The following is a 15,742-nucleotide window of genomic DNA, read 5'->3' on the forward strand; positions in this document are numbered from 1 at the left end:
ATTGATTGTGACATTTTTTATTGTCACGACGACTCGCTGCAAGGGGAGTAAATATATCCATGCAGAGGACTAATTTTTTAGTATTTTTTATCTTACTGGCCTCTCTGTTTGCAACTGCTGCCAGTGCACAGAATTACTCGAATAATAGCGATCCATGTTCAAATGGGTCAAATGCCGATATATATGACAGGTTTATCGGTGTTTGCGAGCTTCAGGATACCAGCCAAGTCATTCCATTTGACTCATCAACTTCGCCTGTAGGTAGCATTGAATTCGGAATCCGAAGCTGTGGCCGAGGGTCTGGATGGTTTGACTGGAGCTGTGCCACAGCTACGCCCTACCGTGTACAAGTCATAGATAGCGCGTCAAGCGGCACAAGTTTCACACTGACCAACTCTGTCGGAACCACGGTTCCGGTAGGGTTTTCTTTTAGACGGAGTGGCGGAAGCCCCATCCAACTGCAGCCAAATCAGTGGAGCGGTGGCGGCTATGCATTTGCCGGATCAGTCAACCAGACCTCTACTTACTTAGAATTGACCGTACCTTCTGCGCCGTCATTGGCTCCCGGCGTGTATAGCAACACATTCGAATTCACCCTTGAACAACAGGAACACTGCGGTATTTTATTTTGCTCAGACGCCACGCTATCCCCCATAGAATTTGCAGTCGACTTAATCATTCCCGATCGAATTCGCATCAGCGGCCTGGAGGATATGGAGATTGCCGCCAACCTGACCGGCCTGTCGCAGGGGCAGCAGTATTTCTGTGTCTATAGCCAAGGTGCCCAACCCTTTGGCATCACTGCCCACAGCGGCACCGGGAGCGGTACCTTCCTGCTCGCAGGAATTGACACCGTGGAATACGAGACCTGGATAGCCGACTCACTGGGCGGCAGCCCGGAGCAGCTTTCAGAGGGCATTCCATCCATCCTCAGCTGGGCCGGACATTTGCAGGACGATTGTCCGGGAGGAGAGAATATGCTGCTGGATATCCGCATCCAGCAGAGCGCCCTGATGAATATCATGGATACGAGCTATACAGACACACTGACTCTGACCGTGACGCTAGACTAAGTTTGTTAAGCGCAAGACGACAGCAGCCGTGTTTCAGAGATGTACCTAATTACGCCCAGGCCCGCGTTGATATTGTGCCTGCTGTACTGCAGTCAGCCCCTGGCACAATCCACCAATATCCGCGATTGCGACGATGGCGCCACATACCCCGCCGACAATAATCCGGAGCGCTTTATCGGCGTCTGTCGCCTGGAGGGCTCCACCAGCACCTTCACCTACGATGACACGGTGCCGCAACAAGGCGAGATTCAGTTTACGGTGCGCAGCTGCTCTACCTGGTGGGGAGAGATCTGCGAGCACGCGATTCCCTATACGGCGACCACCACCGGCGACAACAACGGCAACAACTTTATCCTGAGACGGGACAGGGGCAACCAGACGGCGGAGATACGGTTGGCCTATTCCTCCGGTGGCAGTACTGAAACCCTGAATCCAGCCACGAACGGCAGCCAGCTCTTTCCCGGCGCCGCCAATGGCGCACACACGCCCGCGAGCATCACTGTGACCATGGTCGATCCGGGGACCAACCTGCGCAATGGTATCTACAGCGGCACCTTCGAACTGACCATCGACCAGTGCGGCGGCAGCTATACCTGGGGCGTTGACCCCGAAGCCTGCGACGGCCGCTACGCCACCACAGAACTCCTCAACCTGACTTTCCATATCGAGCTGCGCATCCGCTCCAGAATACGCATTCACGGCCTCGACGATATGTTCCTGACAGCGACCACCGAGGGGGCAGAAAGCAGCCAGACATTCTGCGTCTGGACCACCGGCGACGCGCTGTTTCGCCTCACTGCCGACAGTCAGAACGGGAGTGGCCAGTTCTTATTGCGGGGAATCGATCTGGTGCCCTATTCGGCAGAAATCGAGCACCTGCCCAGCGCCAGGGTGGAAGCATTGACAGAGGGGGTGAGATCGACCAACAACTGGCCGGGCCACAACTCCAGGAGCTGCCGGAACCTGAGCCAGGAAAATATGCAGATCACCATCCGCGTAGACCCGGCGTCACTCGAGGGTGCCCAGGATAGTAACTACACAGATACCCTGACTTTGACGGTGGAATTGGAGTAGCCGACATGAAAACCGGCGGCCAGGGGGCTGCCGTCAGCAATGGCTACAACAACGGCAGACTCAACTTCTCCGTTTCCCGCCCGCGCGCCAGCAACTCCAACCTACCGCCGACGACTTCCTGGCCAATAGGCATACTGGCACCGGCATAGAGACGCCCGGTCAACTCCAACGGGCGGCAACCCGCCTCGCTCTGGCAGTGCTGAACATCGGACACCTCGACATTGATATTGCCGCTGTTTTTCAGCACCCAAAGGTCATCCTGTTTCTCCACTTCCAGCTTATAGCCCCCGTCCTTCGGCTGCACGAAAATCAGGGCCTGGTAAGCCACCAGAATCTTCAGCGCCGAGCGATCGCTTTTGATCTTGCCCACGACCGGCTTGAAAGTCACCCGGTAGACTTTCTCCCGTTCCAGGTTCCGCTCCAGCGACATCAACCGAAAGCGCTTCTGCTCTCCGGTGGTCAGCACCGCCTTGGCAGGGCTGACCAGCAGCTTGAACTCCTTCGGATCCACCACCCGCACGCGTTGCTCATTCGGCAGCCCGGGATTGTCGACCCGATAGATCTCCGTCTGCAGGTACAGGGTTTCCTTGTCCGGGTTGGTCACCACGATATCGTCGCGGGCATTGGGGGAGTCGTCCAGGTAGACGATGATCTTGTCCAGGGACATGGCGGCCAGCGCCGGCTGGGCGATCAGACACAGGAACCCGAGAATTATTCTTTTCATGGCGTACGGCGACAGAGAATGGAAAGGCCCTATTCTAAGCCGCCAGCCCGCGGAAACAACTACTGCGCCACTATCAATAGCTCGCCGGCGCCCTCGGTAACCGAGACAGGAAGGCAAAAGCTGCCGCCCCGCCCCGGCAGTTGCCTGCCGCCATCACTCGAGCCCCGGATGACCAGGAGGTAGTAGTGCCGCGCCGGAATATGTCCCAGGCACAGCTGCTGCCGACTGCTGCCTTCCACCTGGCGCAGCTGCACCCGAGGCGCAATCTGCAGGGTGATACGGGCCGAGGCCGAGGCACTGGTGCTGTCCGCTGCACCGGCACAAACGGGTATTAGGCCGACACTGCACAGCAGGCCCCAGGCGGCGGGCTTTCCATATCCCATGGTGCTTACTTCTAACCTCTAACACTGGCTGTGCCGGGCACAGAATCCGCTGCTTGCTGTAGGGTGCGCCTGCGTTCAGCGCCTAACCGACGATGGGGAGTGGTGCGCTCGGCGCACCCTACGGAGAGGGCCTTGTGAAGCGCCCATAACACAGTCTAGACAGACAATTCCGGTCGCCCACTGAAAGCACCATTCCGTGCCAACTTTTCCCCACTCACCAGCTTGCAACCGCCGCCCCAGCGTCTATTTTTCCAGTAGGGCCGGCCGCTTGTGCCGGACCTGGATTCAGTGGATCTGCGAGTATTCAGACACTCGCGTCATGATGACAATAACGCCGCTATCCGGACCTGACTCTCATGCTCATTGCGCACCGAGGCGACAAGATCCGCCAACCGGAAAACACCATCGCCGCCTTCGAGGCCGCCCATGGGCTGGGAGCCTGTGCCATTCAGGCCGATGTGCGCTTCAGCGCCGACGGCACGCCCTGGTGCTTCCATGACGAACTGCTGATTGCCGAAAATGGAGAGGCAAAGCCTTTTCACCAGTACAAAAACCGCGAGCTGCGCCAGCGCCCCCTGAATACCTTTACCCAGCTGGTCGACTGGGCCAGCTGTCATCGCCACCTGGATTGGTTTATCGAGCTTTCCTCCGCGAGCCTGGCCGGTATGGGCACCGAACGGGCGGTGGAAACCCTGGTGGACCTGATGCGCAACGAGTGCGAGTCCTTTGCCCTGCTGACCCGGGATCACCGCAGCCTGCGTATGGCGCGCAGCCTCGGCTGTCACCGGGTGGCACTGAAGGTGGACAGCGTGACCCAGTGCCTGTCGGCGGAGGTCGTGACCCTGGCGCCAGACTATCTGCTGATCCGCAACAGCCGTGTGGAGCGCGACGAGTTGCCACCGGGGCCCTGGCAATGGGTGGTCTATGAGATCAACTCCGCCGAGGAGGCAGTGCGCTGGCGCGGGCGCGGTGCCCACCACATCCTCACCGGCAACCTGCCGCTGTTGATGCGCTCCCGGGAAGCCAGTGATGTCTACGGATTTTGATGTCCTGGTGGTCGGTGCGGGTATCCAGGGAGCCGGCGCCGCCGAGGCGCTGGCGGTGGCCGGCTACCGGGTGGTCATGCTTGAGCAGCTGGGTATTGCCGCCGCCACCTCCTCCCGCTCCTCCAAGCTGATTCACGGTGGCCTGCGCTATCTGGAGAGCGGGCAGTTCCAGCTGGTTTACGAATGCCTGCGCGAGCGGCGCTGGCTGCTGGTGAACAAGCCGCAGCTGGTGCGCATGGTGCCCTTCTATATTCCCGTCTACCGGCACAGCAAGAGGCCCGCCTGTATGGTGCGCCTGGGGCTGACCCTCTACGCACTGCTATCGGGCATTGCCAGCCGCTATTCGCGCTTCCGCTCGGTACCGAAATCCGCGTGGGACCATCTCTCCGGCCTCAACCGCGAGGACCTGGTGGCGGTCTACCGTTACTACGATGCGCAGACCGACGACGCTGCACTGACGCGCAATGTGGTGGAGTCTGCGATTACCCGCGGCGCCCACCTGATCTGCCCCGGCAGCCTCGTCGGCGCGGAGCTGACCACAAACGGTATGCGGGTCGACTATGTGGCCGACGGCCAGCTGAACACCCTGCGCTGCCGCGCGCTGGTCAACTGTTCCGGCCCCTGGGTGGCCGATACCAATACACGCTGTACGCCGCCGGCGCCACTGCCGCCGATCGACCTGGTGGCTGGCACCCATATACAGCTGCCGCTGTCCCTGGGGGAGAAGATCTTCTACGTGGAGGCGGAGGACGGACGCGCCGTGTTCGTGATGCCCTGGCAGGGCAAGACGCTGGTGGGCACCACGGAGCGCAGCTATCGGGGGGATCCCCGCGATGTGACTCCCACCATCGAGGAGGAGAGCTACCTGTTGCGCACCGTACAGCGCTATTTCCCGCAGACCCGCTCGCTGCAGGTGCACAATATCTGCGATAGCTTTGCCGGCCTGCGGGTGCTGCCGCAGATGGAAAAGAGCCCCTTTGCCCGGCCGCGGGAAACGCTGCTCTGCTGCGACAACGACAGGAAACCCCGGGTGCTGGCGGTGGCCGGGGGCAAACTGACTTCCTACCGCGCCACTGCACGCAGGATTGTGAAAAAATTGCGCCCTACGCTGGATGCGGACGATTCCGGGGGAACTGCCGAAACAGCGCGCCTGAGCCGAACCAGCCTCTCCGAGAAAGAGCGCAATCTCTAACCCTTGTGGGAGACGCTCAGCAGCCGAAAGATTCGGCGTCTCGACAATTTCGTCTGCTGGGCTGGCTCCCACAGAAAACACTGCCACACTGCGAGATTGATCGCGTCCTTGGGCGGATGGCCGCCCCGCCGCTCCTACGGAGAAATGTCGTCATTCCCGAGCAGGCCGGAATCCAGGTGCCACCACGCTGGATACCGGCCTGCGCCGGTATGACTAGTAGGGCATCACCGGCGCTTCCCCTATAATGCGCGGGTCTTTTGATTTAAGTGCCTGAACACCCGGCCCGCAGTTTATGTCCAATTCCCTCCCCCACCGTTTCTGTACCGCCCCACTCCTGGACTGGAGCGACAGGCACTGCCGCACCCTGTGGCGCCTGTTCAGCAAGCGGGCTTTTCTCTATACGGAGATGGTGACCACCGGCGCAATCCTGCACGGCGACCGGGAGCGGCACCTGCAGTTCGACGCGGCCGAGCACCCGGTGGCGCTGCAGATCGGCGGCAGCGACCCGCGCGATCTGGCCGAGTGTGCGCGTATTGCGGAAGAGTGGGGATACGACGAGATCAACCTGAACTGCGGCTGCCCCAGTGACCGGGTCCAGTCCGGCCGCTTCGGCGCTTGCCTGATGGCCGAGCCGCAGACGGTGGCGGAAGGGCTGGCGGCCATGCGCGCGGCGGTATCGATTCCGGTGACGGTGAAACACCGTATCGGTATCGACGATATGGAGGACTACAGCGGCCTGACCCGCTTTGTCGAGGCGCAGGCTGCCGTGGGTATCACTACCTTTATCGTGCACGCGCGCAAGGCCTGGCTGAATGGCCTCAGCCCGAAGGAAAACCGCGAAATTCCACCGCTCAATTACGATATGGTCTTCCAGCTGAAGCGGGACTACCCACAGCTGGAAGTCGTGCTCAACGGCGGCATCAATTCCCTGGAGGAGTGCCGGCAACATTTGCGCCATGTGGATGGTGTTATGCTGGGACGCGCGGCTTACCAGACGCCGCTGCTGCTCGCGCAGGTCGATAGCGAGCTGTTCGGCGGCGAACCCGGACCGGGTGCGGTCGAGGTGGTCGAGTTGATGCTGCCCTACATTGAAAAGGAACTGGGGCGCGGCCAGCGGCTGAACCATATCACCCGGCATATGCTCGGGCTTTTCCAGGGCCTGCCGGGGGCGCGGCGTTTCCGCCGCCACCTGAGTGAGAATGCGCACAGGAATGGGGCTGGACCCGAGGTGGTGGAGCAGGCGCTGGCGCTGGTGACCCAGGCGGCGTGATCGTGGGTCCTGCAAGGGTAGATGTCGTCGTTCCGGTACAGAGCCTGTGCCGGGCTTGATCCGGTACCGGAACCCAGGGCCACCAAACTGGATGCCGGCCTGCGCCGGCATGACGACAAACTCATGGGGCCGGCGCGGAATTTGATACGAGGCAATCGAGGGACAGGAATGAACAAGCTGGAACAACTGAAACAGCGCAGCCAGGTGGTGGCGGATACTGGGGATATTGAGGCCATCCGCCGCTACCGGCCGCAGGATGCGACCACCAACCCTTCACTGCTGTTCAAGGCTGCGCAGCTACCGCAGTACCGCGCGCTGATCGCCGAGTCCCTGGCCTGGGCGGAGAAGCACCACAACCACACCGACCACGCGGAAACCGCCAGGCTGGCGGCAGTCAAGCTGGCGGTGGCCATAGGTACCGAGATACTGCAGCTGGTGCCCGGGGTGGTGTCCACCGAAGTGGACGCGCGCCTGTCCTTTGATACCCGCGCCACCATCGATTACGCACGTCGCCTGATTGCGCTCTACGACCAGGCGGGGGTGCCGCGGGAGCGGGTACTGATCAAGATCGCCTCCACCTGGGAGGGTATCGCCGCGGCCTCGGTACTGGAGCGCGAGGGTATTCGCTGCAACCTGACCCTACTGTTCAGTTTCTGCCAGGCGGTGGCCTGCGCCGAGGCGGGCGTCACCCTGATCTCGCCGTTTGTCGGCCGCATCCTCGACTGGCACAAGGCCGACAGCGGCCGTGACGACTTCACCGCCGAAGACGACCCCGGCGTACTGTCGGTGCGCAGCATCTACCATTACTACAAGTCGCGCGGCTACGAGACGGTAGTGATGGGTGCCAGCTTCCGCAACACGGGCGAGATTGAGGCGCTGGCCGGCTGCGACCGCCTGACCATCAGCCCGCAGCTGTTGCAGGAACTGGAAGAGGACCCGGCACACCTGGCCCCGGGACTGCCGACACAGGTGGCATCCGAGCCGCGTCCGGCCACGGCGCTCGGTGAGGCGGAGTTCCGCTACCAGTTGAACAGCGACGCCATGGCCACCGAGAAGCTGGCCGAGGGGATTCGCAATTTCGTCCAGGACCAGGAGCGTCTGGAGACTCTGCTACAGGGGCAACTGATGGGACACAGGGAAACCGATGCTGCAACAAATCCGTAAGCTGTTCGAGCAGATAGGCCGCGGCGCCGACGTCGAGGTGCGCGACGAGAAGGACGTACGCATGATCAGCGCCGCCCTGTTGGCGGAGGTCGCCACCGTCGACCAGAATCTGGACCGGCGCGAAAGGGCCACGCTGACCAACCTGCTGCAGGAGCACTACAAACTCGACGCGGGCGCCGCCGAAGAACTGGTAGAGAGCGCCCTCGCCCACCGCGAACAGGCCACCTCCCTGTACGAGTTTACCCAGACGGTCAACGACCAGTTCAGCGAGAAGGACAAATACCTGCTGGTGCGACAGATGTGGCAGGTGGCCTTTTCAGACGATGTGATCGAGGCCTTCGAGGAGCACCTGATTCGCCGGGTGGCGGACCTTATTTACCTACCCCACGGGCTGTTTACGCGGGCACGAGCGGAAGCCCGCGATTTGCCGAAACGACCCGACTGACGCCCAGACCCTTGTCGATTGGGCGGGCAGACCAGCCGTCCAATCGTATCTCACACCTTTCCTCTTTAGAACCGACGAGTTTCGCCCTTCACCAATCGTACGCTTTATCAAACTCTCACCGGCGGCGCACTCGGCTCCCCGCGCAGCTTCAATGGCAGATTCATGATAAATCTCATGAATTTCTTATATTAATATCCTAAATACAAACTGAAACTTATCAAGCCGTCCTAATAGAAAAACTCTTTACGTGATAAGGGCTTCTGAGAATTGTGACAAAATTATGACAATCTCTTGCGCCCAAATTGGCACCATTGTGCAAATTGTGACCTATTGGTTTTTTAAATTTTTCCACTAACATTTTTCGTCGGACGCCAATAGTGGGTCGATTCTAACCCGCATCCTCCAGAATATCGTCCAATAAATATTCAATATCATAAATGGGTCCCGGACAGGGACAGCTTGAACGGGGTCGGGTCGTCAATGCTCAGCACATTACTGCGCTGCATTCTCCTCTGGCTATTCGCGGTCGGTGGCGCAAGCGCCTCCACAGCGTTTTTCTATGGCCAGAAAGTGCCCGTGGACCAGCTGAGCCTGTACAGCCGCGCCGTGGTGTTGCCTGAGAATCTGGACACACCGGAGGAGCGCAACTGGCTCAACGGCGATACCGCCGTCATCGCCTATCTGAGTCTCGGTGAGGTGGCGGAAAATGCGCATCACTTCAAACGCGTAAAGCCACACTGGAAAATCGCCTTCAACGCCAACTGGCAGAGCCATGTGATGGACGTGGCCAGCCCCGAGTGGCACAGGTTTGTTATCGAGGAGTTGGTGGCACCGCTGGTGCGACAGGGTTACCGCGGCCTGTTCCTCGACACCCTGGATAGTTACCTGCTGGCCGACGCGCGGGCAGAGCACTACGGAGAAGGCCTCGCCCGGCTGATCCACAAGATACACGCGCGCTGGCCGGAACTGTACCTGATCGCGAACCGCGGCTTCGAGATAATGCCGCAGGTAGCGCCGGTCATCGACGAGCTGGTGGCCGAGTCGCTCTTCTCCCGCTTCGACGCCGGGCGCGACAGTTACGGCGACACTACGGAAGAGCAGCAGGCGTGGCTGATCGCCCGGCTGAAAGAGATCCGCGAACATCACCGGCTGCCGATCACCGTGATCGACTATCTGCCGGAATCGCAATTTGAGCGCGCCGCGGCGCTGGCAGAGCGGATTGCCGCACTGGGATTCAATCCCTGGATCACCAATGGGCACCTGACGCTGCTGGGCCGAAACCGTGTCGTGCCGATACCGCGGCGTATTCTCGCCATCTATCACGATCGCGATCGCGGCACCTACTACAGCAGGCCGCACCAGTCCCTGGCGTCGACGGCGGAGTATCTCGGCTACCAGCTCGACTACCTGAACCTGCACCACCAGATGCTGCCCGACTATCCGCTGACCAATCGCTACGCCGGTGTTGCCCTCTGGCTCGGCGAGGATATTCCCCACAGTGCGCAGCTGTGCCGCTGGCTCGAACGCCGCGTCGGCGGCGCGGGATTGCGGGTGGCGATATTCGGCAATTTGCCAAATGATCCCAGCTGCCTGCAACGGATGGGCCTGGAAAGCATCGCCGCCCAACCGCGCAAGTTTGCGGTCGCACAGGCGCGTCCACAGGCGATCGGCTATGAAACCAAGGCACGCCCGCGCCTCAATGCCCCGGTGCCCTTCCGCAGCGTTTCCGGTGAAAACAGGCCCTGGCTGATACTGCGCGACAGCGAGGGCATGGAAGTGCACCCGGTGCTCACCGGCCCCTGGGGGGGCATGGCGCTGGGCCAGTTCGCCCTCGACACTGGCGCCGGGAACATGAGCTACTGGGTGGTGAACCCGGAGCTGTTCCTGCGCGAGAGCCTGGCCCTCGAAGATATACCGGCGCCGGACTTCACCACCGAGAACGGCCTGCAAATCGCCACAGTGCACATCGACGGCGACGGCCTGGTATCCCGTAGTAACCTGCCCGGAAAACCGCTGGCCGGTCAGGTCATCCTCGACCAGTTTATCCGCGGCTACGATCTGCCCACGACGGTGTCGGTGATCGAGGGCGAAGTGAGCCCCGCGGGCGTCTACCCGCAGCAGTCGCCGCAGGCGATTGCAATCGCGCGCGCAGCCTTCCGCGAGCCCAACGTCGAACTGGCCTCGCACAGCTTCAGCCATCCCTATTTCTGGGAGGTGCTGGACAATCCGACGGTGGACAAGGACCTGGGCTACGGCACCCACCTGCCAGTTCCAGGCTACGAAACGCCACAGCTGGAGCGGGAAGTACTCGGCTCCGTCTCCTATATCAACGGCGAGCTGGCGCCGCCGGAGAAGCGCGTGCGGGTATTCCTCTGGTCCGGCGATGCGCTGCCATCGGCAAAGACCGTGCGCATGACCCGCGAGGCCGGGCTGTTCAATGTCAACGGCGCCGACAACCGGGTGCTGCGCAGCAGTTTTTCCCTGAGTCGCGTCTGGCCCGTCGGCCGACCCCTCGACGGCGAATACCAGATCTACGCGCCGGTGATGAACGAAAATGTCTACACCAATTTGTGGCAGGGCCCCTACTACGGCTACCGCAATGTCATCGACACCTTCCGCGCACTGAGCGCTCCGCGTCGCCTGAAGCCGCTGGGTATCTACTACCACTTCTATTCCGGCAGCGAGAAGGCCGCAGTGCGGGCACTGCACCAGGTCTATCGCTATGTGCAGGGCCAGCCCATCAACCCCATGTATCTCAGCGATTACGCCAAACGCGCGCGCGGCTTCTACAGCCTGGCGCTGGGCAGGGACACGGTCGGCAACTGGCATATCGCCAATACCGGTGCACTGCGCACGCTGCGCATCGACGACAGGAGCCTCTACCCGGACATGGACGCCAGCCGGGGCATCGCCGGCTACCTGGATACCGATGCCGGCCGCTATCTGCACCTGTCGGCGGCGCGAGCCCTGCTCACCACAACGGGGAGTCAGCCCGCCCAGCCGCACCTGGTGCAATTTGGTGGTCGTATCCACTCCTGGGAGGCCGGCGACAATGCTATCGAACTGGCACTGCAAACCGAGATGGCTACGCGGCTGACAGTGGCCCAACTGCGGGGCGAGTGCGCCCTGCATATCGGCGACGACCTGGTGCCGGCGGTGTCAGAGGGTTATCGGCATGCCTTTGCGCTCGACAAACCAACGGCGGGGGCGGCGCGCATTGTCTGTAGCAACTCTGAATAGCGGCAAGCGCCTGATCAGCCCCTCCGGCATTGTCGTGATAGTGATTGTCGTCGTGGCCACCCTGATCGAGCTGTTTCCCAGGAACAGGGCCACCCAGTCCCTGGAAGAAGATGCACAACCCGACGCACTGGCCATCGAGTACCTGAAGATCCGCCTGCAGTCGGAGCCGGACAACCGCGAACTGCGCCTGCTGCTGGCGCGGCAACTGTTCGCCTTTGGGGAGCTGGAAAAAGCAGCGGAACTGTTGCCCCCGCTGCTGGCGAGCGCAGATGCGCAGGATCGCCTGCAGGCGTCGCTGGTTGCCGTGGAAATCCTGGTGCGGCAGATACAGGCCGGCCAATACGGCGGTGCCGGCGCGGCGGCACAATTGAACAGTGCGCTTGAACGCCTGCGCGAACTTGGTCCACTGCAAGTCCGCCCGGCGCCATTGCGGGACACACTGCTCGGCCTGCCGACGCCCGCCCTGCGAGCCCGGGCACTCTCGCTTCTGAGCGACAGCTTCGACGAGCAGCAGACGGCGCGCGACTGGAGAATACTGGCCGCGCAAAACCACCTGGCTGACCAGCAGTACGAGCGAGCGGTCACCCTCTACCGCGCGGCCTTCCAGCACAGCGGCACGGGGCAGGAAGCGGCCGATATCGCCGCGGCCCATGTCCACGTACTGCTGCAGGCCGGCCAGCCGCAACGGGCCTACCGCGAGGTTGCGGCCTACCTGAAGACATTCCCGCAGAATCCGGCGCTGCTGCGCCTGGCCATAGATATCGGGCGACAGAACGGCCAGTTGCAGCGTGCGAGCCTCTGGGCGCGGTCCCTGCGCGCCCAGGAACCCGCAGACCACCAGCTCGATCTGCTGCTTTTTGAAATCCTGGTCGCCGGCGGCGACCTTGTGTCCGCGCAGGAAATTGCCGACACCTGGGCGGCGAGCGCACAGTCCCTGGCACCGGAGCTGCAGGTCCGGGTGGCACAACTCTACGGCTGGAACGGCGAGCCGGAAAAGGCACTGCACCAGTGGCTCCAACTGGCGGAGCAGGCGCGACATGCCAGGGCCGCCGAGGAGGCCAGCGGCCTGGCCGTTTCGCTGCAGCGACATCGTGAACAGATCAGGGCCTACGGACTCCTGGCCCGACACCGGCCACTCAGTGACGAAGAGCTGCAGCGCTACCTGGATGCGCTGCTCGCCGAACTGGGCACCGGCCAAGCGGAGCTGGCCCTGGCCGCTTATATCGACCGCTATCCACGGCACCGGCACGCCTGGTGGCTGCGGCGACAGCTGCTGGTCGACACGCTGCAGTTCGATCGGGCAACCGCGCTGGACCGGCAGTTTGCCCTGCAGTTCCGCCCCACCGTCGGGGAGACGATGGATATGGCGCGGCTGCAGTGGGAGCTCCGCCAACCGGAAGAGGCACTGCAATTGCTGCAGTCCCCGCGCGGGGGCGGCGGCGATCACCTGGATCACGACTACTGGAGCATGGTGGCCGAGATCGCCTGGGTCCTGGATGAAATCGAGCTGGCGGAGCAGGCCTACAGCAGGCTGCTGAATAGCGAGGCGCAGCTGTCGGCCGCCGCCACCGAACGCGCCCTGCAGCTGGCGCAGTACCGGGGCGATCGCGAACAGGGGCTGCGGCTGGCGCGGCAGGGCTGGGAAAACCACCGCAACCCCAGGTACCTGCTGGCCGCGCTGCAGCACAGCATCGCCCTCGAGCACTGGGATATCGCCGACGGGCTGATGCACCAGGCACAGGGGGTCGATGCCCTGCGCGAGCGCTCGGGTTTTCAGCTGCTGGCGGCCCGCCACGCGCAGCACCACGGGATGGATACTCGGGCGCTCGGCTACCTCGAGGCAGCTGTGCACAGTGAGCCCGACAACCCGCAAGCGCTACAGGCGCTGCTCTGGTTTCTGATCGACAGCGGTCCGCGTTTTGGCCCGCAACTCGAACGCAGCCTGCGCACCGCCGGCGCCGACGCGGTGGCGCAGCGGCAGCTCTGGCATGTGATGGGCGCCGGCTGGCACAGTCTGCAACGCTACTCCGAGGCACTCCACTGGTACGGCCTGGCGCTGCCCGAAAAGCAGTCGGACTGGCTGTGGCTCTCCGGCTACGCCGACGCGCTGCAACAGGCCGGCCTTTACAACGACGCCTACCGGGTCAAACAGCGGATACTGGGTATGCTGCAGGCGCGCCTCGAGAATACCGGCGGCGGCGGGGGCGAGGAGCGGCAACTGCGCCTGCGACTGCTGGCCGAACTGGAGGGCGAGCTGCTCGCCTGGCGGGAGCTGGCATCGGTGGCGCCGCCGGACAGTCCGGCGCCCGTCGACGCCGCCTGGCTTCCCCTGCTACTGGAGTGGTGTATTCGAGACGGCCGCACCCTGGACGCGGAAATCCTGCAGGCCCGGGCCCACAGCGGGCGGATCGAGCTGCCCGGCTGGCAGCAGCTGAGCCGGGCGCTGTCGCAGCGCGAACGCGATGCGCTGCAGCAGCTGGTGTTCAGCGCGCGACAACTGCCGCCGGCGGACCGCGTGGCCGCACTGCGCGCACTCGGGCTCAACGGCCAGGCCCTGGAATTCGGCCTGTCGCAGCTGGGCCCGCACATCGGCGAGGCCACCGGGCAACAGCTGCGACAGATGGTGACCGGCCTGCGCCCGGAATTGCCCAACGGCGCGCGCCTGCGCCACGGCCGGCGTTCCATCGGCGAGCTCGACCTGGGAGAGAGTGCCCTGCGGTTTGCGCGCGCGAGCGGCAACGCCTTCCTACAGCTCGACCTCAACAGGCTGACGCCGCGCACGGACAGCCGGCTGTTGCGGGATGTCTTCGCACCCGAATCCGACTGGCAGCTGCACGGCGAATCTTTGCATGGGGCGGAGAAATACTGGTGGCGTCTGACCGGTTCCGATCGCACCGCGAAAAATATCCACGGCTTTGCGGCCGGATCCGCTTCGATATTCGACCAGCGCCTGAGCGGCAACTGGCAGATCGGCTACGGCCAGCGGGACGCCATCTCTGCCAGCTTTTACCAGCTGGGCTACCGGAGCGGCGTGCAGGGTGGCCTCGACTACCAACTGGACCGGCACAATCGCGGCTTCGGGCGCCTGCGCTGGAGCGACTACCGGAGTTTTGATGGCGCAGCCCTGGCGCAGGGCTACCGGCTGCAGCTCGGCTGGCAGCACCAGCTGCAATTCACCGATCCCGACTGGTCCCTGCACGCTGACCTGACCTGGATGGACAACCGGCTCGAGGACAGGATCAGCGAGCGCCTGCATCCCTATTTCACCGCAATCCCGAGCGCCGCCACCCTGGTTGCCGACGAGTACTGCCGCATCGGCATCGGCAGCAGCTGGCGGCGAAGCCGCCCTGGTGAAATCACCCAGACTGCCCCCTCCCCCCACTACTTTGCCGACCTGAGCAGTGGCTGGGACTGTCTGCAGAACAAGATGGACTTCGCGATCAGCGCTGGCGTCGGCTGGCGGCTGTTCGGCGATGACGAGTTGAGCCTGCAGGCGCAGTTTTCCAATGCCCGTGCCGGCGGCGATAAGGCGGGCTCCGTTTATCTGAATTACAGCAAGTATTTTGGTCGATAGCCGAGGAAACCACTGATGACAATCCGCTCCCGACTGCTTCTCGCAGTACCGCTTCTGCTCTGCCTCTGCGCCTGCAGTACGCAGAAAGTCTACCGCGCCCAGCCGCTGAACGAAGAGGCAGAGTGGCTGCTGCTCCCGGTGGTGAACCTGTCCCAGGCACCCCTGGCGGGCGAGCGCACCGAGTCCATCCTGGTGTCGCAGCTGCGCGCCGAAGGCGTGGCCAATCTCGCCGAGTACCCGAAAAACCTGCCGCAGCAGGCCATCGGCCTGCACAGCGACCAGCAGCGCTTCGAGGAAGCCAGGGGCTGGGCCGGCACGCAACGGGCGCGCTACTGGTTGACCGGCACGGTGGACGAATGGCGCTACAAGGCGGGCCTGGACGGCGAGCCGGCCATCGGTCTCAGCCTGCGTGTGATCGACGCCGATACCAAGGCAGTCCTCTGGTCCGCCAGCGGCGCGCGCACCGGCTGGGGACGCGAAGGCGTGGCGGTTGCCATGCACCGCCTGATCGAAGACCTGATCGATGATCTGCCACTGGAAAAAGAGTAACCGCGCCC

Annotated in this window: 12 protein-coding genes; 10 read left to right on the top strand and 2 right to left on the bottom strand. The window is 62.8% G+C overall.

Features of this window, described 5'->3' with window-relative positions; genetic code table 11:
- Window positions 1-59 precede the first annotated feature (59 nt).
- Together IG627_RS06690 and IG627_RS06695 are read left to right on the top strand one after the other, a co-directional pair.
- Window positions 60-1,073, top strand: coding sequence for a hypothetical protein (locus IG627_RS06690; protein WP_193191418.1), 1,014 nt, complete (start codon window positions 60-62; stop codon window positions 1,071-1,073).
- A gap of 39 nt (window positions 1,074-1,112) precedes the next feature.
- On the top strand, window positions 1,113-2,147 hold the full coding sequence (locus IG627_RS06695; RefSeq protein WP_193191420.1) for a hypothetical protein: 1,035 nt from the start codon (window positions 1,113-1,115) through the stop codon (window positions 2,145-2,147).
- A 43-nt stretch (window positions 2,148-2,190) separates the two neighbouring features.
- Here the strand turns inward: IG627_RS06695 and IG627_RS06700 are convergent, their stop codons facing one another.
- Entirely contained in the window at window positions 2,191-2,871 is a 681-nt protein-coding gene (locus IG627_RS06700) for a fimbrial biogenesis chaperone (protein WP_193191421.1), read from the bottom strand.
- 59 nt (window positions 2,872-2,930) lie between these two features.
- Complete coding sequence (locus IG627_RS06705; protein ID WP_193191423.1) at window positions 2,931-3,254, bottom strand: hypothetical protein; 324 nt, start codon at window positions 3,252-3,254, stop codon at window positions 2,931-2,933.
- Window positions 3,255-3,610: 356 nt separating this feature from the next.
- On the opposite strand from IG627_RS06705, the gene IG627_RS06710 reads away from it, so the two are divergent.
- The 8 genes from IG627_RS06710 to IG627_RS06745 all read left to right on the top strand — a co-directional run bounded on the left by IG627_RS06710 (window position 3,611) and on the right by IG627_RS06745 (window position 15,734).
- On the top strand, window positions 3,611-4,300 hold the full coding sequence (locus IG627_RS06710; RefSeq protein WP_193191425.1) for a glycerophosphodiester phosphodiesterase family protein: 690 nt from the start codon (window positions 3,611-3,613) through the stop codon (window positions 4,298-4,300).
- Window positions 4,284-5,492: a glycerol-3-phosphate dehydrogenase/oxidase gene (locus IG627_RS06715; protein WP_193191427.1), complete on the top strand. Its 1,209-nt coding sequence runs from the start codon at window positions 4,284-4,286 to the stop codon at window positions 5,490-5,492. The genes IG627_RS06710 and IG627_RS06715 overlap by 17 nt, the downstream gene beginning before the upstream one ends.
- Window positions 5,493-5,784: 292 nt before the next feature.
- Window positions 5,785-6,762, top strand: a complete 978-nt coding sequence (gene dusA / locus IG627_RS06720) for a tRNA dihydrouridine(20/20a) synthase DusA (protein WP_193191439.1) — start codon at window positions 5,785-5,787, stop codon at window positions 6,760-6,762.
- Window positions 6,763-6,930: 168 nt separating this feature from the next.
- Window positions 6,931-7,926 carry a transaldolase gene (gene tal, locus IG627_RS06725; RefSeq protein ID WP_193191441.1) on the top strand — a complete coding sequence of 332 codons (996 nt, stop codon included), beginning with the start codon at window positions 6,931-6,933 and terminating at the stop codon, window positions 7,924-7,926.
- The gene (locus IG627_RS06730; RefSeq protein WP_193191443.1) at window positions 7,907-8,371 is read left to right on the top strand and encodes a tellurite resistance TerB family protein; all 465 of its coding nucleotides are present in this window, start codon (window positions 7,907-7,909) and stop codon (window positions 8,369-8,371) included. Before tal ends, IG627_RS06730 begins: the two co-directional genes overlap by 20 nt.
- 480 nt (window positions 8,372-8,851) lie before the next feature.
- Window positions 8,852-11,611 carry an endo alpha-1,4 polygalactosaminidase gene (locus IG627_RS06735; protein WP_226864798.1) on the top strand — a complete coding sequence of 920 codons (2,760 nt, stop codon included), beginning with the start codon at window positions 8,852-8,854 and terminating at the stop codon, window positions 11,609-11,611.
- Window positions 11,589-15,185: a tetratricopeptide repeat protein gene (locus tag IG627_RS06740; RefSeq protein ID WP_193191446.1), complete on the top strand. Its 3,597-nt coding sequence runs from the start codon at window positions 11,589-11,591 to the stop codon at window positions 15,183-15,185. The genes IG627_RS06735 and IG627_RS06740 overlap by 23 nt, the downstream gene beginning before the upstream one ends.
- 15 nt (window positions 15,186-15,200) lie before the next feature.
- Window positions 15,201-15,734, top strand: a complete 534-nt coding sequence (locus IG627_RS06745; protein WP_193191448.1) for a hypothetical protein — start codon at window positions 15,201-15,203, stop codon at window positions 15,732-15,734.
- Window positions 15,735-15,742 lie beyond the last annotated feature (8 nt).

Origin of the sequence: Microbulbifer taiwanensis (assembly GCF_014904815.1) — a bacterium.
Lineage (GTDB): Bacteria > Pseudomonadota > Gammaproteobacteria > Pseudomonadales > Cellvibrionaceae > Microbulbifer > Microbulbifer taiwanensis.

What these genes read in the sequence shown, in the direction of transcription:
- IG627_RS06690 (WP_193191418.1), top strand. Translation starts at nt 60, where the DNA reads ATGCAGAGGACTAATTTTTTAGTATTTTTTATCTTACTGGCCTCTCTG.
- IG627_RS06730 (WP_193191443.1), top strand. Translation starts at nt 7,907, where the DNA reads ATGCTGCAACAAATCCGTAAGCTGTTCGAGCAGATAGGCCGCGGCGCC.
- IG627_RS06705 (WP_193191423.1), bottom strand. Translation starts at nt 3,254, where the DNA reads ATGGGATATGGAAAGCCCGCCGCCTGGGGCCTGCTGTGCAGTGTCGGC.
- tal (WP_193191441.1), top strand. Translation starts at nt 6,931, where the DNA reads ATGAACAAGCTGGAACAACTGAAACAGCGCAGCCAGGTGGTGGCGGAT.
- IG627_RS06695 (WP_193191420.1), top strand. Translation starts at nt 1,113, where the DNA reads ATGTACCTAATTACGCCCAGGCCCGCGTTGATATTGTGCCTGCTGTAC.
- IG627_RS06710 (WP_193191425.1), top strand. Translation starts at nt 3,611, where the DNA reads ATGCTCATTGCGCACCGAGGCGACAAGATCCGCCAACCGGAAAACACC.
- IG627_RS06745 (WP_193191448.1), top strand. Translation starts at nt 15,201, where the DNA reads ATGACAATCCGCTCCCGACTGCTTCTCGCAGTACCGCTTCTGCTCTGC.
- dusA (WP_193191439.1), top strand. Translation starts at nt 5,785, where the DNA reads ATGTCCAATTCCCTCCCCCACCGTTTCTGTACCGCCCCACTCCTGGAC.
- IG627_RS06735 (WP_226864798.1), top strand. Translation starts at nt 8,852, where the DNA reads ATGCTCAGCACATTACTGCGCTGCATTCTCCTCTGGCTATTCGCGGTC.
- IG627_RS06715 (WP_193191427.1), top strand. Translation starts at nt 4,284, where the DNA reads ATGTCTACGGATTTTGATGTCCTGGTGGTCGGTGCGGGTATCCAGGGA.
- IG627_RS06700 (WP_193191421.1), bottom strand. Translation starts at nt 2,871, where the DNA reads ATGAAAAGAATAATTCTCGGGTTCCTGTGTCTGATCGCCCAGCCGGCG.